This window comes from Pseudomonas nitroreducens, assembly GCF_010994165.1.
In the GTDB taxonomy this organism is placed as follows: Bacteria; Pseudomonadota; Gammaproteobacteria; order Pseudomonadales; family Pseudomonadaceae; genus Pseudomonas; species Pseudomonas nitroreducens.
In genome coordinates this window covers 261,237-280,487 of record NZ_WMBX01000005.1, presented here as the reverse complement: position 1 = coordinate 280,487, position 19,251 = coordinate 261,237, and the positions used below count along the sequence as shown (strand labels likewise).

The 19,251-nt window shown below is 65.3% G+C and carries 20 protein-coding genes; 13 read left to right on the top strand and 7 right to left on the bottom strand.

Translation table 11 applies throughout. The features are described from left to right. The gene (locus tag GJV37_RS22940) at positions 1 to 396 is read left to right on the top strand and encodes a type IV pilin protein (RefSeq protein ID WP_024766003.1); all 396 of its coding nucleotides are present in this window, start codon (positions 1 to 3) and stop codon (positions 394 to 396) included. 7 nt (positions 397 to 403) lie between these two features. Here GJV37_RS22940 and GJV37_RS22935 read toward each other — a convergent pair whose 3' ends face one another. Next, positions 404 to 991 carry a cytokinin riboside 5'-monophosphate phosphoribohydrolase gene (locus tag GJV37_RS22935; protein WP_024766002.1) on the bottom strand — a complete coding sequence of 196 codons (588 nt, stop codon included), beginning with the start codon at positions 989 to 991 and terminating at the stop codon, positions 404 to 406. A 393-nt stretch (positions 992 to 1,384) separates the two neighbouring features. On the opposite strand from GJV37_RS22935, the gene azu reads away from it, so the two are divergent. Next, a complete protein-coding gene (gene azu, locus GJV37_RS22930; RefSeq protein ID WP_024766001.1) occupies positions 1,385 to 1,831 on the top strand; it encodes an azurin in 447 nt (148 codons plus the stop codon). Positions 1,832 to 1,955: 124 nt separating this feature from the next. Beyond that, positions 1,956 to 2,582, top strand: a complete 627-nt coding sequence (trhA, locus tag GJV37_RS22925) for a PAQR family membrane homeostasis protein TrhA (protein WP_024766000.1) — start codon at positions 1,956 to 1,958, stop codon at positions 2,580 to 2,582. 45 nt (positions 2,583 to 2,627) lie between these two features. On the opposite strand, the gene nadE is transcribed toward trhA, so the two are convergent. From nadE to GJV37_RS22910, 3 genes are read right to left on the bottom strand one after another with little or no spacing between them, the layout of a single operon-like run. Next, the gene (gene nadE / locus GJV37_RS22920) at positions 2,628 to 3,455 is read right to left on the bottom strand and encodes an ammonia-dependent NAD(+) synthetase (RefSeq protein WP_170858891.1); all 828 of its coding nucleotides are present in this window, start codon (positions 3,453 to 3,455) and stop codon (positions 2,628 to 2,630) included. A 31-nt stretch (positions 3,456 to 3,486) separates the two neighbouring features. Beyond that, a complete protein-coding gene (gene pncB / locus GJV37_RS22915; RefSeq protein ID WP_084358610.1) occupies positions 3,487 to 4,686 on the bottom strand; it encodes a nicotinate phosphoribosyltransferase in 1,200 nt (399 codons plus the stop codon). A gap of 2 nt (positions 4,687 to 4,688) precedes the next feature. Continuing rightward, complete coding sequence (locus GJV37_RS22910) at positions 4,689 to 5,336, bottom strand: nicotinamidase (RefSeq protein WP_084358609.1); 648 nt, start codon at positions 5,334 to 5,336, stop codon at positions 4,689 to 4,691. A 168-nt stretch (positions 5,337 to 5,504) separates the two neighbouring features. On the opposite strand from GJV37_RS22910, the gene GJV37_RS22905 reads away from it, so the two are divergent. Continuing rightward, positions 5,505 to 6,197, top strand: a complete 693-nt coding sequence (locus GJV37_RS22905) for an NrtR DNA-binding winged helix domain-containing protein (protein ID WP_170858892.1) — start codon at positions 5,505 to 5,507, stop codon at positions 6,195 to 6,197. Between the two features lie 35 nt (positions 6,198 to 6,232). On the opposite strand, the gene GJV37_RS22900 is transcribed toward GJV37_RS22905, so the two are convergent. Next, complete coding sequence (locus GJV37_RS22900) at positions 6,233 to 7,126, bottom strand: LysR family transcriptional regulator (protein ID WP_024765995.1); 894 nt, start codon at positions 7,124 to 7,126, stop codon at positions 6,233 to 6,235. Between the two features lie 120 nt (positions 7,127 to 7,246). Between GJV37_RS22900 and amaB the strand changes: the two genes are divergently transcribed. The 9 genes from amaB to GJV37_RS22855 all read left to right on the top strand — a co-directional run bounded on the left by amaB (position 7,247) and on the right by GJV37_RS22855 (position 17,885). Further along, complete coding sequence (amaB, locus tag GJV37_RS22895; protein ID WP_276511409.1) at positions 7,247 to 8,737, top strand: L-piperidine-6-carboxylate dehydrogenase; 1,491 nt, start codon at positions 7,247 to 7,249, stop codon at positions 8,735 to 8,737. A gap of 86 nt (positions 8,738 to 8,823) precedes the next feature. Then, on the top strand, positions 8,824 to 10,107 hold the full coding sequence (gene amaA / locus GJV37_RS22890) for an L-pipecolate oxidase (protein WP_024765993.1): 1,284 nt from the start codon (positions 8,824 to 8,826) through the stop codon (positions 10,105 to 10,107). Between the two features lie 420 nt (positions 10,108 to 10,527). Then, complete coding sequence (locus GJV37_RS22885) at positions 10,528 to 11,664, top strand: branched-chain amino acid ABC transporter substrate-binding protein (RefSeq protein ID WP_024765992.1); 1,137 nt, start codon at positions 10,528 to 10,530, stop codon at positions 11,662 to 11,664. 135 nt (positions 11,665 to 11,799) lie between these two features. Further along, positions 11,800 to 12,714 carry an ABC transporter permease subunit gene (locus GJV37_RS22880; RefSeq protein ID WP_024765991.1) on the top strand — a complete coding sequence of 305 codons (915 nt, stop codon included), beginning with the start codon at positions 11,800 to 11,802 and terminating at the stop codon, positions 12,712 to 12,714. Between the two features lie 5 nt (positions 12,715 to 12,719). Next, complete coding sequence (gene livM / locus GJV37_RS22875) at positions 12,720 to 14,021, top strand: high-affinity branched-chain amino acid ABC transporter permease LivM (protein ID WP_024765990.1); 1,302 nt, start codon at positions 12,720 to 12,722, stop codon at positions 14,019 to 14,021. Further along, positions 14,018 to 14,893, top strand: coding sequence for an ABC transporter ATP-binding protein (locus GJV37_RS22870; protein ID WP_024765989.1), 876 nt, complete (start codon positions 14,018 to 14,020; stop codon positions 14,891 to 14,893). Before livM ends, GJV37_RS22870 begins: the two co-directional genes overlap by 4 nt. Further along, positions 14,890 to 15,606, top strand: a complete 717-nt coding sequence (locus GJV37_RS22865) for an ABC transporter ATP-binding protein (RefSeq protein WP_037012012.1) — start codon at positions 14,890 to 14,892, stop codon at positions 15,604 to 15,606. The genes GJV37_RS22870 and GJV37_RS22865 overlap by 4 nt, the downstream gene beginning before the upstream one ends. A gap of 75 nt (positions 15,607 to 15,681) precedes the next feature. Further along, positions 15,682 to 16,605, top strand: a complete 924-nt coding sequence (lhpI, locus tag GJV37_RS22860; protein ID WP_024765987.1) for a bifunctional Delta(1)-pyrroline-2-carboxylate/Delta(1)-piperideine-2-carboxylate reductase — start codon at positions 15,682 to 15,684, stop codon at positions 16,603 to 16,605. 515 nt (positions 16,606 to 17,120) lie between these two features. After that, entirely contained in the window at positions 17,121 to 17,885 is a 765-nt protein-coding gene (locus GJV37_RS22855; RefSeq protein WP_084358608.1) for an SDR family oxidoreductase, read from the top strand. A 149-nt stretch (positions 17,886 to 18,034) separates the two neighbouring features. On the opposite strand, the gene GJV37_RS22850 is transcribed toward GJV37_RS22855, so the two are convergent. Both GJV37_RS22850 and ureG read right to left on the bottom strand, forming a co-directional pair. Further along, the gene (locus GJV37_RS22850; protein ID WP_084358607.1) at positions 18,035 to 18,607 is read right to left on the bottom strand and encodes a HupE/UreJ family protein; all 573 of its coding nucleotides are present in this window, start codon (positions 18,605 to 18,607) and stop codon (positions 18,035 to 18,037) included. 26 nt (positions 18,608 to 18,633) lie between these two features. Then, a complete protein-coding gene (gene ureG / locus GJV37_RS22845; RefSeq protein ID WP_037012004.1) occupies positions 18,634 to 19,248 on the bottom strand; it encodes an urease accessory protein UreG in 615 nt (204 codons plus the stop codon). Positions 19,249 to 19,251: the final 3 nt, after the last annotated feature.

Here is a 19,251-nt window from a genome sequence, read left to right as displayed (position 1 = left end):
ATGAAGTCTGCCGTGCGTCGCAATGGTTTCACCCTGCCGGAAATGCTCACGACAGTAGCGCTGATCGGCATCCTGCTGGCCATCGCGGTACCGACCTACCAGGACTATATTCGCCGGGCTCACCGGGTGGATGCACAAAAATCCCTGGTGGAATTGGCGCAGTACCTGGAGCGCTATCACACCAGCCATGGCAGCTACGTGGGTGCGGCCCTGCCGTATCAGCATTCACCACGAAACGGGCCGGCGCGCTATCGCCTGGGCTTCGCCGACGAGCCGGAGTCCGCGAGCTTCACGCTGATGGCCGAACCTCAGGGCAGCATGGCGGGCGATGATTGCGGAACACTCACGCTGGCCAGCAGCGGGCTCCGTGGCGCGGCCTCGGAGCGCTGCTGGTAGCGGTGCGTCAAGTCGGCGTGCGATCCACCCACTTGGGCGCCGCCAGGGGCTTCCACGCGGCCAGGGCATCGACCAGTTCAGCGGGCGAGGCGGCGCGCTGCAGCATGTCGCGATGGGGCTGGCGCACGAAGCGCTCCTGCACCAGGTGGTCGAGGAACGCCAGCAGCGGGTCGAAGAAGCCGTTCACCTCCAGCAGGCCCAGGGGCTTTGCATGGTAGCCGAGCTGGCCCCAGGTCCAGACTTCGAACAGCTCTTCCAGGGTACCCAGGCCACCGGGCAGGGCGATGAAAGCGTCGCTCAGCTCCGCCATGCGGGCCTTGCGCGCGTGCATGCCGTCGACCACTTCCAGGCGCGTCAGGCCGCTGTGGCCGACTTCGGCGTCCTTCAGGCTCTGCGGGATGATGCCGATGACTTCGCCGCCGGCGGCCAGCGCGGCATTGGCGACCATGCCCATCAGGCCCACGGCCCCCCCGCCATAGACCAGCTGGATGCCGTTCTCGGCGAGGTGACGGCCGAGGGCTTCGGCGGCTTCCTGGTAGATAGGGGTGGCGCCGGGGCTGGCGCCGCAGAATACGCAGATGGAACGCAAGGTCATGGAACTTCCTCGATTGGCTGCCTCGTTTTGCAGGCCGTCAGGGTAGCGGCAGCCTCGAGTGCGACCAAGTCCGAATTTTCCTAGTCCATTTCAGCTCGTCGGCCGCCCCCGCCGCAGGTGCCGAGTGCGTAGCAGGCGAGCAGGTTTCGCAGCAACTGGCTTTGTAACATCGGAAGACGGTGCATGGCGCTAACTCCTGTTGGGCCGGGGGATGGCGTCTATGCTAGGCGGGGTGCGCTGTTCTGCCTCGTTGATCCTGCCGATCGACCTGATAGACAGTTTGAAGCTTGGCTCGTGGCCGATGGCCATTGATGCAGATCAGGGGAACCCGGATCGCCTTCGGGCAGTCTTCCCCTTCAGGATTCTCCGCCCAACCTGCCTAGGAGGCATGTCATGTTCCGTAAACTCGCCGCTGTATCCCTGCTTGGCCTGTTCAGTGCCCCGCTGCTGGCCGCCGAATGCTCCGTGGACATCCAGGGCAACGACCAGATGCAGTTCAGCACCAACGCCATCAGCGTCGACAAGAGCTGCAAGACCTTCACCGTGAACCTCTCCCACCCGGGCAGCCTGCCGAAGAACGTCATGGGCCATAACTGGGTACTGACCACCGCCGGCGACATGCAGGGCGTGGTGACCGACGGTATGGCCGCTGGTCTGGACAAGAACTACGTGAAAGACGGCGACACTCGCGTCATCGCCCACACCAAGATCATCGGCTCCGGCGAGAAGGATTCGGTGAGCTTCGACGTTTCCAAGCTCAAGGAAGGCGAGCAGTACACCTTCTTCTGCTCCTTCCCGGGCCACTCGGCCATGATGAAGGGCACCCTCACCCTGAAGTGATCCGGCTTTGCTAAAAAGCCTGTGATTCGAAAAGCCCGACTATTGGTCGGGCTTTTTATTTCACGCTTTTTAGTTCAAAAAACGAAGTCAGGGTGTCGGTTGCTGGAATTTGAATGGGGGACCCATGTACCACGGTGAACGCTTCAACGCCTGGACCCACCTGATCGGTGCCTTGCTGGCGCTGGTGGGCGGCATCTGGCTGCTGGTCGCCACCAGCCTGCTGGGCGAGCCGCTGCGCATCGTCAGCGTGGCGATCTATGGAACGACGCTGCTGTTGCTCTACAGCATCTCCACGCTGTACCACAGCGTGCGCGGGCGGGCGAAGGTGATCCTGCGCAAGCTCGACCACCTGTCGATCTATCTGCTCATCGCGGGGAGCTATACGCCCTTCTGCCTGGTGACGCTGAAGGGGCCCTGGGGCTGGACGCTGTTCGGCATCGTCTGGTCGATGGCGGTGATCGGCATGCTGCAGGAGATCAAGCCGCGCTCCGAGGCGCGGGTGCTGTCGATCATCATCTACGCGGTGATGGGCTGGATCGTGCTGATCGCGGTCGGGCCGCTGTACCGCGCCCTGGGCGGCGCGGGTTTCGCCTGGCTGGTGGGCGGCGGGGCCTTCTACACCATCGGCATCATCTTCTTTGCCTATGACAGCCGCTTCCGCCACTGGCACGGCATCTGGCACCTGTTCGTGATCGCCGGCAGCCTGCTGCACTTCATCGCCATCTGGCGCTACGTCATTCCCCAGCATTGAGCCGGGCGGCGCAGGACCGCTCCCGCGCCGCTGGTTGCCGACGGCTTACGGGGCGGTCGGCAGGGCGCGCTTGTGATGGGTCTTCTCGAAGGTGCGGACGATGATGTCGAAGGCGTCCTGGCTGACCTCCTGGCCGTGCAGGAAAGCGTCGATTTCCTTGTAGGTCACACCGTGGGAATGCTCGTCCGGCTTGCCGGGGGCGAGGTCTTCGAGGTCCGCAGTCGGCACCTTCTCCACCAGATGCTCCGGCGCGCCCAGGCTGCGGGCGATGCTGCGCACCTGGTTCTTCACCAGGCCGGTGAGCGGGGCGAGGTCGCAGGCGCCGTCGCCGAACTTGGTGAAGAAGCCCATCACTGCCTCGGCGGCGTGGTCGGTGCCGACCACCAGGCCGGCGCGGGCATTGGCGATGGTGTACTGGGCGACCATGCGAATCCGCGCCTTGGTGTTGCCCAGGGCGAAATCGCGGGTGGCCGGCGCCAGGCCTTCCAGCGCCTGGGTTTCCGCCGCCAGCGCCTGGACCGACGGGCCGATGTTCACGGTGTGGCGCTCGTCCGGGGCGATGCAGTCCACCGAGTCCTGGGCGTCCTGTTCGTCACCCTGGACGTTGTAGGGCAGGCGCACGGCGAGGAAGCGGTAGTCCTGGTTGCCGGTCTCGGTGCGCAGGCCTTCCACGGCGCGCTGGCAGAGCATGCCGGCGGTGAGCGAGTCGACGCCGCCACTGATGCCCAGCACCAGGGTCTTCATCCCCGAACCCTTCAGGCAGTCCTGGATGAAGCGAATGCGGCGCTGGATCTCGGCCTGCAGCTCGGCGTCGGACTGGAAGGGCGGCTGCACGTTGAGTTCTCTGGCGATGGCGGCCTGTCTGTCTTTCATCTGATGGGCTCCTGGTCGGATGCGAAAAGGGTTACACCGGCACCTTGAACACGTGGCGCAGGTAGGCGACGAAATTCTCGTCGCGGCATTGGGTCTTGCCGGGTGTGTCGGAAATCTTCGCCACGGGGTGGCCATTGCAGGCCGTCATCTTGAGCACGATGTTCATCGGTTCCACCCCGGGGATGTCGCAGGTCAGGTTGGTACCGATACCGAAGCTGGTGTTGATCTTGCCACGCAATGCACGGAAGAGCTGCAACGCCTTGGGCAGGTCGAGACCGTCGGAGAACACCAGGGTCTTGGTCATCGGGTCGATCCCTAGCCGGCGGTAATGGGCGATGGCCTTCTCGGCCCAGACCAGCGGGTCGCCGGAGTCATGGCGCAGGCCGTCGAAGAGCTTGGCGAAGTACAGGTCGAAGTCGCTGAGGAAGGCGTCCATCGTAATGCAGTCGGTGAGCGCGATGCCCAATTGACCGCGGTACTCGCGCACCCAGCAGTCCAGCGCGGCGATCTGGCTGTCGATCAGCCGTGGGCCGAGCTGTTGGTGTGCCATCAGCCATTCGTGGGCCATGGTGCCGATCGGTTTCACGTCGAACTCGCGGGCCAGGTGGACGTTGCTGGTGCCGACGAAGCGGCCAGGGAAGTCGCGCTTCAAGATGTGTACGACTTCTTCCTGGGTGCGGTAGGAAAAGCGCCGGCGGGTACCGAAGTCCGCCACCTGGAACTCCTTCAGCTCCTCTTTGCTGGCGTTGCCGGCAAGCCAGTCGAGCTTGCGGTAGAGCTGCTCGCCGACCTGCTCCAGCACTACCTCGCGGTAGCGATAGCGGTTGCGCACTTCACTGACGATGGCCAGCAGCGGCACTTCGAAGAGGATCACATGCAGCCACGGCCCGCGCAGGCGGATGGCCAGTTGGTCGTCCTCGATGCTGGTGTGCACGTAGCGCAGGTTGAAGCGGAACAGGCTGAGGAAGCGGATGAAGTCCGGCTTGATGAACGGGATGCGTTCGAGAAAGGCCAACTGGTCCGGCGTAGCCTCCAGCTCGGCCAGGCGCTCGATCTGGTAGCGGATTTCCGCCAGGTACGGGCGCAGGTCCTCGGCGTTGCGGCAACGGAATTCCCACTCCACTTCGGCGTTGGGGTAGTTGTGCAGCACCGCCTGCATCATCGTCAGCTTGTAGAAGTCGGTGTCCAGCAGGTTCTGCACGATGCTCTCGGCAAACACGCTTTCGGCCATGATCAATTCTCCCTGATGCCCATGAGGGCCTCGTCCAGCTCGTTCTCGTCCGCGCAGAGGGTGACCCCGGCGGCGCGCATCTCGGCGCAGGCGGCCCTGGCGGTTTCCTCCGCGATGGCGCGGCAGGCCGGCAGGTACAGCAGCACCTGGAAGCCGGCGCGGCGCAGTTGCAGTGCGGTGGTCTTCACGCAGTAGTCCAGCGCCAGGCCGCCCACCAGTACGTGGCTGACCGCGTTCTGCCGTAGGTACTCGATGGCTCCGGTACTGCGCCGTTCCGCCAGGTCGTGGTAGCACGCACCGTAGGGGTGCAGATCCGGCTCGACGCCTTTCCAGATGAAGAAGTCGTAGTCCATCGGTTGGGGCAGTTCGTCCAGCAGTTCGAAGCCCGGCGTGCCGGGCACACAGTGACTGACCCAGGTGAGGTCGGCGTTGGGCAGGGAGAGCGGCTGCAGCATCTGTGCCGGCTCGCTCACTACCCAGGGCGCTTGCGCAGTGTGCGCGTCCTTGCTGCCCAGGCGCAGGCTGGCGCGCTGGGCCAGAAGGTTCAGGGCGCCGCCGATGGCATCGCCGCCGGGCACCGGCAGTTCGTTGGGGCAGAGCGGGGTGAAGCCCTTCTGGGCATCTACATCGAAGCTGGCGATCAGGTTCATGGAAGCCTCCGCTTGACCGTTGGTGGCCTGTCGTGACTACATAATTCACGACGTGAAATAAGTCGTCAAGTAAAAATAACGGAAATGATCGGCAGTGGAAGATGCTTTCTATGCGTGATGAAATAAGTCGCAGGATTTCCCCGGCGAAAACCTTTTCAAGGAGCTTCGATGAGTACCGCTGAAGTGCTGGCCACCGTGGATATCGTGGCGCTGCGCCTGAACCCGGAGCGCGGGCTGGAACTGCTGCTGATCCGTCGCGCCCACGGGCCGTTCGAGGGGCAGTGGGCGTTGCCCGGCGTGCTGATCAACGGCCGCTGCGCGGATCACGGCCTGGACGATGCGGCTCTGCGCGCGTTGCGCGAGAAGGCGCGGGTGCAGCCGGCGTACATGGAGCAGGTGGCCACGGTCGGCAACGCAGTGCGCGACCCACGCGGCTGGTCACTGAGCGTGTTCTATCTCGTGCTGGTGGCGCCGGAGACCGAACTGGCCGCCGACGATCTCGACTTCGTGCCGCTCGACGCCGTGCGCGGCGAGCGCCTGGCCTTGCCCTTCGACCATGCCCATCTGGTGCAGCAGGCCTGTGAGCGGCTGGCCAGCAAGTCGGTGTACAGCGCGTTGCCGCTGCACCTGTTGCCGGAGCGCTTCACCGTGGCGGAGGCGCTGAAGGCCTTCGAGCTTTCCATTGGCGAGGAAATCCAGCATTCCAGCCTGCGCGGGCGGTTGGAGCGGATGAAAGCGGCGGGCTGGGTACAAGACACCGGTGAACGTCACCAGCCACCCATGGGGCGACCGCAGCATGTATTGCGCTTCACGCCGCAGGGGGAGGGGGCGTTCAAGTTTGATCGGAGTTTGTTGGTTTAGGGCGGCTCCGGACAGTCCTGAGCCTTGCGGCCCCCTCACCCCTCCATCCGCTCCCCAATCCACTCCACGAACGCCCTGATCTTGGGCACCGCCGCTGCATGTTCGGGGTACGCCAGGTAATACCCGCTGCGACTTTGCAGCCCGTGCTCCCAGGCGATCACCAGCTTGCCCTCGCTCAGTTCCTCTTCCACCAGGAAGCGCGGCAGCAGCGCCACGCCGCAACCGGCCTGGGCGGCGCGGATGCACATGTAGAACGTGTCGAAGCGCGGCCCGTGGTAGCTGTGCTCGCTGTGCTGGCCGAGGCTGAGGAACCACTCGTGCCAGGCCTCCTGGCGCGTGGCGTTCTGCAGCAGGACAAGGTCGGCCAATTGCGTCGGCTCGCTCAGCGGCTGTGCCGGCAGGATCGTTGGTGAGCACACCGGCACCATCTCTTCGCCGAACAGCGCCATGCACTCCGCGCCGGGCAGGGTGCCGGCGCCGAAGAAGAAGGCTATGTCGCAGCGCGATTGCAGCAGGTCCCCGGGCTCCAGCTCCTGGCGCAGGTCGAGGTGGATGTTCGGGTGGCGATGACGCCAACCGTTCAGCCGCGGGATCAGCCAGCGTGCGCCGAAGGTCGGTGGTGTGGCCACGCGCAGTACTTCAGTCTCGCCGCCATAGGAGAGCAGGTAGTGGGTGGACATCTCCACCTGGGTGAGGATCTTGCGCACTTCCACCAGGTACAGGTCTCCCGCCGGGGTTAATTGCAGGCGGCGTCGCACGCGACGGAACAGCAGGTGCTGGAGCATCTCTTCCAACTGAGCCACCTGCTTGCTGACCGCGCTCTGGGTCAGGTTCAGCTCTTCGGAAGCACGGGTGAAACTCAGGTGCCGAGCCACCGCTTCGAAGCATTGCAGGGCGGTCATGGACGGCAGATGGCGTTTGCTCAGCATGGCGGGCAGTTCATGAATTTACGGAATGATGTGCATAGGAAACGTCGTTTGTTGTGCCTCGGCAAGCCGTTTATTACTGCTGGCATTCCGTCAGGTCATCTGAAAAGAACTGGAGTCCGCATGATTTCCGCACTGCTCGAATCCCTCGGCGTCGACGCCCGCCTGGTTACCGGTGGCGATCAGGTCATCCACTCTCCCATCGACGGCAGCCGCCTGGGCGCGGTGCGCCTGCAAAGCGCCGCCGAGGTGGAGCAGAAGATCGGCCGCGCCGCCCATGCTTTCGACGCCTGGCGCAAGGTGCCGGCGCCTCGTCGCGGCGAACTGGTGCGGCTGTTCGGCGAGGAGTTGCGGGCAAGCAAGGCCGCCTTGGGCGAACTGGTGTCCTGGGAGGCCGGCAAGATCACCCAGGAAGGCCTGGGCGAAGTGCAGGAAATGATCGACATCTGCGACTTCGCCGTCGGCCTGTCGCGCCAGCTCTACGGCCTGACCATCGCCTCCGAACGCCCGGGCCACCACATGCGCGAAACCTGGCATCCGCTGGGCGTGGTCGGGGTCATCAGCGCCTTCAACTTCCCGGTCGCCGTGTGGTCGTGGAATACCGCGCTGGCGCTGGTGTGCGGCAACTCGGTGGTGTGGAAGCCGTCGGAGAAAACCCCGCTCACCGCGTTGGCCTGCCAGGCGCTGTTCGAGCGCGCGCTGAAGAAGTTCGGTGATGCGCCGGAGTATCTGAGCCAGGTGGTGATCGGCGATCGCAGCGCCGGTGAAGCCCTGGTGGACGACGTGCGCGCCGCTCTGATCAGCGCCACCGGCAGTACCCGCATGGGTAGCGAAGTCGGCCCGCGCGTAGCGGCTCGCTTCGGCCGCAGCATTCTCGAACTGGGCGGCAACAACGCGATGATCCTGGCGCCCAGCGCCGACCTCGACATGGCCGTGCGCGCCGTGCTGTTCAGCGCCGTCGGCACGGCCGGGCAGCGCTGCACCACGCTGCGTCGGCTGATCGCCCACGAGTCGGTGAAGGACGAATTCGTCAGCCGCCTGAAGACGGCCTACTCCAAGGTGCGCATCGGCCATCCGCTGGAAGGCAACCTGGTCGGCCCGCTGATCGACGAGCGCAGCTTCCTGGCCATGCAGGGCGCGCTGGAGCAGGCCCGCGGCGAGGGCGGCGTGGTGTTCGGCGGCGAGCGCCAACTGGCCGATAAATTCCCCAACGCCTATTACGTGGCGCCGGCCATCGTCGAGATGCCCGAGCAGAGCGATGTGGTGCGCAGCGAGACCTTCGCGCCGATCCTCTACGTGGTGCCCTACAAGGACTTCAACGATGCAGTGGCGCTGAACAACGGCGTGCCCCAGGGGCTGTCGTCCTGCATCTTCACCACCGACCTGCGCGAGGCGGAAGCCTTCATCTCGGCGGTGGGCAGCGACTGCGGCATCGCCAACGTCAACATCGGCCCCAGCGGCGCGGAGATCGGCGGCGCCTTCGGTGGCGAGAAGGAAACCGGCGGCGGCCGCGAGTCCGGCTCCGACGCCTGGAAGGGCTATATGCGCCGGCAGACCAACACCGTGAACTACTCGCGGGAACTGCCGTTGGCCCAGGGCATAGTCTTCGATTGATGACCAACGCGCCGGCCCCGTCAGAGGGCCGGCGCTGCACCACGCTTCGCCTGCCATTCACAAGATTCACCGATAAGGATCGCTGGATGTCGCTTCGCCAAGAATGTCTGTGGGAATACCTGACCCCCGACCGCCCGGAAGCTCCGGAGCTGCGCGGGGATCGCAAGGTCGACGTGTGTGTCATCGGCGCGGGCTTCACCGGCCTCTCCGCCGCGCTGCATCTGCTGGAGCGCGACCAGACGGTCTGTGTGCTGGAAGCCCACACCACCGGGCATGGCGGCTCGGGGCGCAACGTCGGGCTGGTCAACGCCGGCCTGTGGATTCCCCCGGACGAAATCGAAGCGGGCATGGGGGCGGAGGTCGGCCAGCGAGTCAACCGCATGCTCGGCAACGCGCCCTCGCTGGTGTTCTCTTTGATCGACAAGTACGGCATCGATTGCCAGGCGCGCCGCGAAGGCACCCTGCATATGGCGCACAACGCCCGTGGCCTGGCCGACCTGCGTAGCCGCTGCGAGCAGTGGGGGCGCCGTGGCGCTCCGGTGGAACTGCTCACCGGCAGCGAATGCGAACAGGCCTGCGGCACCGACAAGATCGCCGGCGCGCTGCTCGATCGCCGCGCCGGTACGCTCAACCCCATGGCCTACGTCAGCGGCCTCGCCCGTGCGGTCGTTGGGCTGGGCGGTGAGCTGTACCACCATTCCCCGGTGGTTGGCCTGGTGCGCGTCGGTAACGCGTGGAACGTGATCACTGCCGGGGGCGTGGTCACCGCCGAGCAGGTGGTGATCGCCTCCAGCGCCTACACCGAAGGTGAGTGGACAGAACTGCGCCGCACCTTCTTCCCCGGTTACTACTACCAGGTTGCCTCGCGTCCGCTGGAGGGCGCGGAAGCCGCGCGCATCCTGCCGGGCGGGCAGGGCTCCTGGGATACCCGCCAGGTGCTCAGCAGCATCCGCCGCGACGCCGATGGCCGTCTGCTGCTTGGTAGCCTCGGCAAGGGTACCGGCAAGCCGGCGTGGTTCCTGAAGAGCTGGGCGGACCGCATCCAGCAGCATTACTTCCCCAGGCTGGGCAAGGTGGACTGGGAGTTCACCTGGACCGGCTGCATCGACTTCACCCCCGACCACCTCATGCGCCTGTTCGAGCCGGCGCCGGGGCTGGTCGCCATGAGCGGCTACAACGGCCGCGGCGTCACCACCGGCACGGTGGTGGGCAAGGCCTTCGCCGACTTCCTGCTGGACGGGGATGCCAGCGCCTTGCCGATGCCGCTGCGGCCGATGGAGGAAATCTCCGCCGTGGGCCTGCGCAGCTGTCTGTACGAGGCCGGCTTCTCTCTTTACCACGCCGGGCAATGCCTGCGGGTGGTGATCTGAGCCTGCCGCGAAGGCGGCGCAAGCCGCCTCCGGGGTTGCCCGCCAACGCTCGCTGCACTTTGGTCTAGCCTCTTATGGTGCGTTACCCCGACGGGTCTGCACCGCGGATGTGCAGTTCGGTGACAGCGATGGTTACGGTTGGGGTTGCGCCTGTGGTGGCTGGAAAAAGACAGCTCACGGGAAGGCTGGTTGCACCCTTTCGGCTTCCGGGTTGCACCTTATGCTTTCAATGGGTTGCACGTGTCTAGGGCTTGATATCTGCCAGCTCGAGCTGTTTTCGCTGTAGGACTTGGTTAATAACAAAAACGAATGGCACGCCGCTTGCTGTTGATTGATCGCTAAGTCGCTGAATCGCTGCACGAGAAATCGCCAACAAGAAATACAACGCGCCATTACAAAAACCCTCAGGAGCAAAACTCCATGTCGCAGAAGATTTACAGAAAAGGTTTTCTGGCTCTGGCGGTCACCACCGCGCTGGGCATGTCTTCCGTAGTACAGGCCGATGTCGTTATCGGGGTCGCAGGACCGCACACCGGGGCCAACGCCTCGTTCGGGGAGCAGTACTGGCGTGGGGCTAGCCAGGCCGCGGAAGACATCAACGCCGCCGGCGGTATCAATGGCGAGAAGATCAAGCTGGTGAAGGCGGACGACGCCTGCGAGCCGAAACAGGCCGTGGCCGTGGCCAACCGCCTGGTGGACCAGGACAAGGCAGTCGCCGTGGTCGGCCACTTCTGCTCCTCCTCCACCATCCCCGCCTCGGAGGTCTACGACGAGGCCGGCATCATCGCCATCACCCCTGGTTCCACCAACCCGCAGGTCACCGAGCGCGGTCTTTCCGGCATGTTCCGCATGTGCGGCCGTGACGACCAGCAGGGCGTGGTCGCCGGCGACTACATCGTTGACGTGCTCAAGGCCAAGAAAGTCGCGGTGATCCACGACAAGGACACCTACGGCCAGGGCCTGGCGGACGCTACCCGTGCCCAGCTGAACAAGCGCGGCGTGAAGGAAGTGCTTTATGAAGGCCTGACCCGCGGCGAGAAGGACTTCAACGCCCTGGTCACCAAGATCCGCGCCTCGGGCGCAGAGGTCGTCTATTTCGGCGGCCTGCACCCGGAAGCCGGCCCGCTGGTTCGTCAGATGCGCGAGCAGGGCCTGACTGCCAAGTTCATGTCCGACGACGGTATCGTCACCGACGAACTGGTCACCACCGCTGGCGGCCCGCAATACGTCAAGGGTGTGCTGATGACCTTCGGCGCCGACCCGCGCCTGATTCCGGACGGCAAGGCCGTGGTGGAGAAATTCCGCGCCAACGGCTTCGAGCCCGAAGGCTACACCCTCTATGCCTACTCTTCGGTACAGGCCCTGGCCGCCGCCTTCAATGGCGCGGGCAAGACCGACCCGGCCAAGGCCAGCGCCTGGCTGAAGGCTAATCCGGTGCAGACCGTGATGGGCAAGAAGGAGTGGGACAAGAAAGGCGACCTGAAAGTCTCCGACTACGTGGTCTACGAGTGGGACGACAAGGGCAAGTACCACCAGCTCGACGCGTTCAAGAAGTAACCGCCTGACCCGGCCGGCGCCGCTACCCGCGGCGCCGGCTTCCCCGCAGGTCGGCGGTACGCGCGCAGCTGGTCACGAGCCGGTGATTGCGCGAGCCGTCAGCCTTTCCTGCCCTGCTTGCGCGAGTACCCAATCGTGGACGGTATCTTCCTTCAGCAAATGATCAACGGGCTGACCCTGGGGTCGGTCTACGGGCTGATCGCCATCGGCTACACGATGGTTTACGGCATCATCGGCATGATCAACTTCGCCCACGGCGAGGTCTACATGATCTCCGCCTATCTCTCGGCAGTGGCCCTGGCCCTGCTGGCCTTCTTCGGCCTGCAGTCGTTCCCGCTGCTGATCCTGGGCACCCTGGTCTTCACCATCTTCGTCACCGGCGTGTACGGCTGGGTGATCGAGCGCATCGCCTACAAGCCGCTGCGCAACTCCACGCGCCTGGCGCCGCTGATCTCCGCCATCGGCATGTCGCTGATCCTGCAGAACTACGTGCAGCTGGCCCAGGGCCCGCGCCAGCAAGGCGTGCCGACCCTGCTCGACGGCGCCTTCAAGTTCCATATCGGCGAAGGCTTCGTGCAGCTGACCTACACCAAGGTGTTCATCCTCATCGCCGCCTTCGTCGGCATGGGCGTGCTGACTTACGTGATCCAGTACACCAAGCTCGGGCGCATGTGCCGCGCCACCCAGCAGGACCGCAAGATGGCCTCGATCCTGGGGATCAACACCGACCGGGTGATCTCCTACGTGTTCATCATCGGCGCCGCCATGGCCGCGCTGGCCGGCGTGCTGATCACCATGAACTACGGCACCTTCGACTTCTACGCCGGCTTCATCATCGGCATCAAGGCGTTCACCGCCGCGGTGCTCGGCGGCATCGGCTCGCTGCCCGGCGCCATGCTTGGCGGCCTGATCCTGGGCGTGGCCGAGGCGCAGTTCTCCGGCATGGTGAACACCGACTTCAAGGATGTGTTCGCCTTCGGCCTGCTGGTGACCATCCTGATCTTCCGACCGCAAGGGCTCCTGGGTCGTCCCCAGGTATCGAAGGTGTAAGCATGATGTCCGCAACCCAGACCTCAGCCGCGCCGAAGCCGGCGCGCATCGATATCAGGAAGAGCCTTGTCGACACCGTTCTCGCCGGGCTGATCGCCCTGATCGTGTTCGGCCCCATCGTCGGCATCGTGCTCGATGGCTACAGCTTCAAGGTCGAACCGGTTCGCCTGGCCTGGATGATCGGCGCGGTGATGCTCGGTCGCCTGCTGCTCAGCCTGTTCCTGCAGACGCCCGCCGGCCTGCGCATCATGGACCGCTTCGAGAGCTCCGACTCGGGCATCAGCGTACTGCCGCCGGGCTACAAGACGCGCCTGCGCTGGATAGTCCCGATCGTCATCGTGGCCGCAGTGATCTTCCCGTTCTTCGCCAGCAAGTACCTGCTCACGGTGATCATCCTCGGGTTGATCTACGTGTTGCTGGGCCTGGGCCTGAACATCGTGGTCGGCCTCGCCGGCCTGCTCGACCTCGGCTACGTGGCCTTCTACGCCATCGGCGCCTACGGCCTGGCGCTGGGCTACCAGTACCTGGGCCTGGGCTTCTGGACGGTGCTGCCGCTGGCTGCCATCGTTGCCGCGCTGGCGGGGGCGCTGCTGGGCTTCCCGGTACTGCGAATGCACGGTGACTACCTGGCCATCGTGACCCTGGGCTTCGGCGAGATCATTCGCCTGATCCTCAACAACTGGTTGTCGTTCACTGGTGGCCCGAACGGCATGCCGGTGCCGGCGCCGACCTTCTTCGGCCTCGAATTCGGCCGCCGGGCGAAGGACGGCGGCACGCCGATCCACGAGTTCCTCGGCATCGATTACAACCAGAACTTCAAGTTCCTGTTCATCTACATCGTGCTGTTCCTGGTCGTCATGCTGGTGCTCTACATCAAGCACCGGCTGACCCGCATGCCGGTGGGCCGTGCCTGGGAAGCGCTGCGCGAGGACGAGATCGCCTGCCGCGCCATGGGCCTGAACCACGTGCTGGTGAAGCTCTCGGCGTTCATGCTGGGTGCCTCCACCGCAGGGTTGGCGGGCGTGTTCTTCGCCAGCTACCAGGGCTTCGTCAACCCGTCGTCCTTCACCTTCTTCGAGTCGGCGCTGATCCTCGCCATCGTGGTGCTGGGCGGCATGGGGTCGACGGTGGGCGTGGTGATCGCCGCCTTCGTCCTCACCGTCGCGCCAGAACTGCTGCGCAGCTTCGCTGACTACCGCGTGTTGCTGTTCGGCATCCTTATGGTGCTGATGATGATCTGGCGCCCGCGCGGGCTGATCCGCATCAGCCGCTCGGGCTTCGCCGTACGCAAGGGGGTGGCGCCATGAGCGGCGACAAGATCCTCAGCGTCGAGCACCTGATGATGCACTTCGGTGGCATCAAGGCGCTCAACGACGTCAACCTCGACGTGGAGCGCGGCTCCATCACCGCGCTGATCGGCCCCAACGGCGCCGGCAAGACCACGGTGTTCAACTGTCTCACCGGCTTCTACAAGGCCACCGGCGGCAACATCCTGCTCAACACCCAGGGCGGCACCACCGACGTCATCAAGGTGCTCGGCCAGCCGTTCCAGGGCGGCGACTTCGTCAACCCGGCGCAGTTCGGCAACCGCCTCTACTACAAGATGTTCGGCGGCACCCACCTGGTGAACCGCGCGGGGCTCGCGCGGACCTTCCAGAACATCCGGCTGTTCCGCGAGATGTCGGTGGTGGAGAACCTGCTGGTGGCCCAGCACATGTTCGTCAACCGCAACCTCATCGCCGGCGTGCTCAACACCCCCGGCTACCGCCGCGCGGAAAGCGAAGCGCTGGACCACGCCTTCTACTGGCTGGAAGTGGTGGACCTGGTGGACTGCGCCAACCGCCTGGCCGGCGAGATGTCCTACGGGCAGCAGCGTCGCCTGGAGATTGCCCGCGCCATGTGCACCCGGCCCGAGTTGATCTGCCTGGACGAACCGGCCGCCGGCCTCAACCCGGCCGAAACCCAGGCCCTGGCGCGCATCGTGCGCTACCTGCGCGACCACCACGGCATCACCGTGCTGCTGATCGAGCACGACATGGGCATGGTGATGAACATCTCCGACCATATCATCGTGCTCGACCACGGCGTGGTCATCGCCCGTGGCGGCCCGGAGGAGATTCGCCACAACGACAAGGTCATCGCCGCCTATCTCGGCGCAGACGAAGAGGAGCTGGCATGACGGCGCCGATGTTGGAATTCCGTGAGGTCGATGTGTTCTACGGGCCGATCCAGGCGCTGAAGAAAGTCTCGCTGACCGTCAACGAAGGAGAGACCGTGGCGCTGATCGGCGCCAACGGCGCGGGCAAGTCGACGCTGCTGATGTCGATCTTCGGCCAGCCGCGCGCGGCGGGCGGCGCGATCCTCTACAAGGGCCAGGACATCCGCCAGAAGTCCGCGCACTACGTGGCCTCCAACGGCATCGCGCAGTCGCCGGAAGGGCGCCGGGTGTTCCCCGACATGACCGTGGAGGAGAACCTGCTGATGGGCACCATCCCCATCGGCATGGACCACGCCCAGGACGACATGCAGCGCATGTTCGACCTCTTCCCGCGCCTGAAGGAGCGGCGCAACCAGCGCGCCATGACCATGTCCGGCGGCGAGCAGCAGATGCTCGCCATCGCCCGCGCGCTGATGAGCCGGCCCAAGCTGCTGTTGCTCGACGAACCGTCCCTGGGCCTGGCGCCCATCGTGGTCAAGCAGATCTTCCAGACCTTGCGCGAACTGGCGCAGAGCGGGATGACACTGTTCCTCGTGGAGCAGAACGCCAACCACGCGCTGAAGCTGTCCGACCGCGGCTACGTGATGGTCAACGGCGAGATCCGCCTGAGCGGCACAGGGGCGGAACTGCTGGGTAACCAGGAGGTTCGCAACGCGTATCTGGGCGGGCACTGACGCCTTCGCCTTTCGTAGGAGCGGACGGAGTCCGCTCCTACGATTCCTTCACCGCTTTCCCGAAGAGGGGTTTCCATGCAAGACCTCCGCTTCCTCACCAACGCCGACGTCGCCGAACGACTGAGTTATCCCCAGTTGATCGAAGCCCTGCGCATCGGCCTCGCCGGAGCCTGCGAAGCCCCGGTGCGCGGCTGTCATGAACTGCCCGGCAACGCCTCGTTGCTGACCATGCCGGTGTGGCGGCCGGGGCAGGACATCGGCGTGAAGCTGGTCACCGTATTCCCCGATAACGGCGCGAAGAACCTGCCGGCGGTGGCCGCCTTGTTCTGCCTGTTCGACGGACAGACCGGCCATCCGCTGGCGATGCTCGAAGCTTCGGAAATGACCGCCCGGCGCACCGCCTGCACCTCCGCGTTGGCCGCCGATTACCTGGTACGCCGCGACGCACGGCGGTTGCTGATCGTTGGCAGCGGCACCCTGGCGCCGCATATGGTCCGCGCCCACTGCTCGGTGCGCGAGTACGAGGACATCGCCCTCTGGGGGCGCCAGGAAGACAAGGTGCAAGCGCTGGTGAAGCAGTTGCAGGACGAAGGCTATCCCGTCCACGCCAGTGCCGATCTGCGCGGTGGCGTGGCAGCGGCGGACTGCATCAGTTGCGTCACCACTTCCCGCGAGCCCATCGTCCACGGCGCCTGGCTGCGCTCGGGTTGCCACCTCGATCTGGTCGGAGCCTTCCTGCCGTCCATGCGCGAGACCGACAGCGAAGCCGTGCGCCGTGCGCGCATCGTCGTCGACACCCGCGAAGGTTCACTGGCAGAGGCGGGCGATCTGCTGATTCCCCTGGGCGAAGGCGTGATCGACGAGCGCGCTATCGACTGTCAGTTGGCCGACCTCCTGAACGGTCGCGGCGCGCGCAAGGACGATAGCGAGATCACTCTGTTCAAGTCCGTGGGTTATGCACTGGAAGACCTGGTCGCGGCGCGCCTGCTCCTGCAGTGAAGTTGTCCCGAAATTCTGTGGGCGGCGCTGTGGATAACATCTGGGAGAACCTTGCGAGGCCGCGTGACAACGGGCTCCGGCAGTACCGCTCGTTTTCTGTTCGATTGCCCTGCAACCCCTGTATGGATGGACAGTTACCACTTCGTGGAAAAGTTCCGCAGTTCCGATAGTTGTCCCCGTCAGCCGTTGAAAGACTTGTGGATAACCTTGGGAAGAACGGCTCCAGCGCAGCGGCGACGCGGCCTGTGCTGAAGCGCTTGAAAATCGTCCAGGGGGAATGCGCTCTTCCGCTTGCCCACAGAAACCGTGGAGCAGCCTGTGGACAAGATGGGCGCAACTCTCGGCAGGCCCACAGCCATGGACCTTTCACGCGGCTGTTCGGGTTTTATCCAGCACCGCTGTAACGCAACGCGGCGAGTTCGGGCTGTTATGCTCGGCCGACCGACAAGAACGCGCACCGCACGACTCCCCGGCATGCATCGGCGACGGCAGTGCCCTGCAAGAGGATATCTGTGATGACCACTCCCACTCTGTTCATTACCGGCGCCACCTCCGGCTTCGGCGAAGCCTGTGCCCGGCGTTTCGCCCGTGACGGCTGGTCGCTGGTGATCACCGGTCGCCGCGAGGAGCGCCTCAATGCGCTGGCCCAGGAGCTTTCCGCCGAGACCGAGGTGCTGCCGCTGGTGCTCGACGTGCGTGATCGCGCGGCCATGACCGCAGCGGTGGACCGCCTGCCGGAGAGGTTCGCCAAGCTGCGTGGCCTGATCAACAACGCCGGCCTCGCCCTGGGGGCCGACCCGGCGCAGGAGTGCGAGCTGGACGACTGGGACACCATGGTCGACACCAACATCAAGGGCCTGATGTACGCCACCCGCCTGCTGCTGCCGCGTCTGATCGCCCATGGTCCGGGCGCGAGCATCCTCAATCTGGGCTCGGTTGCTGGTCACTGGCCCTATCCGGGCGGCCACGTGTATGGCGCGACCAAAGCCTTCGTCGAGCAGTTCTCGCTGAACCTGCGTTGCGACCTGCAGGGCACCGGCGTGCGTGTCACCAACCTCGAGCCGGGCATGTGCGAGAGCGAGTTCTCCCTGGTGCGCTTCGGCGGTGATCAGGCGAAGTACGACAAGACCTATGCCGGCGCCGAGCCGATCCAGTCCGCAGACATCGCCGAGACCATCCACTGGATCCTGAACCAGCCGCCGCACATCAACATCAACACCCTGGAAATCATGCCGGTGAGCCAGGCCTGGGCGGGCTTCTCGGTGCATCGCAAGGGGTGATTTTTGTGCGGGGGGTTACCCTCACCCCAGCCCTCCCCCAGAGGGGCCGTTCGTCCCGGCTGATGGCGTGGTTTCGATCTGCTCCAGACCGTCCCTCTCCCTCCGGGAGAGGGCTGGGGTGAGGTGCTGTTGACCCTACAGATAAGGCGTCAGCCTGCGAGCAACCAGGCACCTGCACCCGCCGAAGCCAGCCCGGCGAAGCGCACCAGCGGCGCCGCCGCCTGAGGCAACACGCGAACCAGACCGTAACCTGCCCCATGCAGCGCAGCCGTTGCGGCAACGAAACCGCCGGCGTACAGCCACGGACTGCTCAGGTCCGGCAGTTCCAGCCCGTGTGCCACGCCGTGGGCGAGAGCGAACAGCGCAGTGACGCCCATCGCCACCGCCAGCGGCGGACGCACCGCCAGCGCCACGCACAGGCCCAGCGCCAATACCGAAGCGGAGATGCCGGTCTCCATGAACGGAATCCCCAGCCCCTCGAAGCCCAGCAGCCCGCCGATCAGCATGGTGCCGACGAAGGTGCAGGGCAGCGCCAGGCGTGCGGCGCCCTGTTGCTGGGCGGCCCAGAGGCCGACGGCGAGCATCGCCAGCAGGTGGTCGAGGCCGGTGATGGGGTGGGCGATGCCGGCGATCAGGCCGTGGTCGCCGTGGCCCGGATGAGCGAAGGCCACTGCCGGGGTGAGGAACAGCGCCAGGCTGTAGAGGGCTTTACGCAGGGTCATGGTCATTCCTTGGTCTGTGGGGCTGTTCAGGCTGCAGTCAGCAGTCCCTGGCGCTCGATGAAGGTGATGATCTCGGCCAGGCCCTGGCCGGTCTTCTGGTTGCTGAAGACGAAGGGCTTGTCGCCGCGCATGCGCGAGGCGTCCTGGTCCATCACTTCCAGCGAGGCGCCCACCAGCGGGGCGAGGTCGATCTTGTTGATCACCAGCAGGTCGGACTTGCAGATGCCCGGTCCGCCCTTGCGCGGGATCTTGTCGCCGGCGGAGACGTCGATCACGTAAAGGGTCAGGTCCGACAGCTCAGGGCTGAAGGTAGCCGAGAGGTTGTCGCCGCCGGACTCCACCAGGATCAGGTCGAGGCCGGGGAAGCGGCGGTTGAGCTGGTCCACCGCCTCCAGGTTGATCGAGGCATCCTCGCGGATTGCCGTGTGGGGGCAGCCGCCGGTTTCCACGCCGATGATCCGCTCCGGCTCCAGCGCCTCGTTGCGTACCAGGAACTGCGCGTCTTCCTGGGTGTAGATGTCATTGGTGACCACGGCGATGTTGTAGCGCTGGCGCAAGGCGCGGCACAGCGCCAGGGTCAGGGCGGTCTTGCCGGAGCCCACCGGGCCGCCGATGCCGACGCGAAGAGGTTGAGAGTTCATGGC

What these genes read in the sequence shown, in the direction of transcription:
- GJV37_RS22855 (WP_084358608.1), top strand. Translation starts at nt 17,121, where the DNA reads ATGACCACTCCCACTCTGTTCATTACCGGCGCCACCTCCGGCTTCGGC.
- GJV37_RS22850 (WP_084358607.1), bottom strand. Translation starts at nt 18,607, where the DNA reads ATGACCCTGCGTAAAGCCCTCTACAGCCTGGCGCTGTTCCTCACCCCG.
- GJV37_RS22865 (WP_037012012.1), top strand. Translation starts at nt 14,890, where the DNA reads ATGACGGCGCCGATGTTGGAATTCCGTGAGGTCGATGTGTTCTACGGG.
- GJV37_RS22905 (WP_170858892.1), top strand. Translation starts at nt 5,505, where the DNA reads ATGAGTACCGCTGAAGTGCTGGCCACCGTGGATATCGTGGCGCTGCGC.
- pncB (WP_084358610.1), bottom strand. Translation starts at nt 4,686, where the DNA reads ATGGCCGAAAGCGTGTTTGCCGAGAGCATCGTGCAGAACCTGCTGGAC.
- lhpI (WP_024765987.1), top strand. Translation starts at nt 15,682, where the DNA reads ATGCAAGACCTCCGCTTCCTCACCAACGCCGACGTCGCCGAACGACTG.
- livM (WP_024765990.1), top strand. Translation starts at nt 12,720, where the DNA reads ATGTCCGCAACCCAGACCTCAGCCGCGCCGAAGCCGGCGCGCATCGAT.
- amaA (WP_024765993.1), top strand. Translation starts at nt 8,824, where the DNA reads ATGTCGCTTCGCCAAGAATGTCTGTGGGAATACCTGACCCCCGACCGC.
- trhA (WP_024766000.1), top strand. Translation starts at nt 1,956, where the DNA reads ATGTACCACGGTGAACGCTTCAACGCCTGGACCCACCTGATCGGTGCC.
- GJV37_RS22900 (WP_024765995.1), bottom strand. Translation starts at nt 7,126, where the DNA reads ATGCTGAGCAAACGCCATCTGCCGTCCATGACCGCCCTGCAATGCTTC.
- GJV37_RS22885 (WP_024765992.1), top strand. Translation starts at nt 10,528, where the DNA reads ATGTCGCAGAAGATTTACAGAAAAGGTTTTCTGGCTCTGGCGGTCACC.
- amaB (WP_276511409.1), top strand. Translation starts at nt 7,247, where the DNA reads ATGATTTCCGCACTGCTCGAATCCCTCGGCGTCGACGCCCGCCTGGTT.
- GJV37_RS22935 (WP_024766002.1), bottom strand. Translation starts at nt 991, where the DNA reads ATGACCTTGCGTTCCATCTGCGTATTCTGCGGCGCCAGCCCCGGCGCC.
- GJV37_RS22910 (WP_084358609.1), bottom strand. Translation starts at nt 5,336, where the DNA reads ATGAACCTGATCGCCAGCTTCGATGTAGATGCCCAGAAGGGCTTCACC.
- GJV37_RS22940 (WP_024766003.1), top strand. Translation starts at nt 1, where the DNA reads ATGAAGTCTGCCGTGCGTCGCAATGGTTTCACCCTGCCGGAAATGCTC.
- azu (WP_024766001.1), top strand. Translation starts at nt 1,385, where the DNA reads ATGTTCCGTAAACTCGCCGCTGTATCCCTGCTTGGCCTGTTCAGTGCC.
- GJV37_RS22870 (WP_024765989.1), top strand. Translation starts at nt 14,018, where the DNA reads ATGAGCGGCGACAAGATCCTCAGCGTCGAGCACCTGATGATGCACTTC.
- nadE (WP_170858891.1), bottom strand. Translation starts at nt 3,455, where the DNA reads ATGAAAGACAGACAGGCCGCCATCGCCAGAGAACTCAACGTGCAGCCG.
- ureG (WP_037012004.1), bottom strand. Translation starts at nt 19,248, where the DNA reads ATGAACTCTCAACCTCTTCGCGTCGGCATCGGCGGCCCGGTGGGCTCC.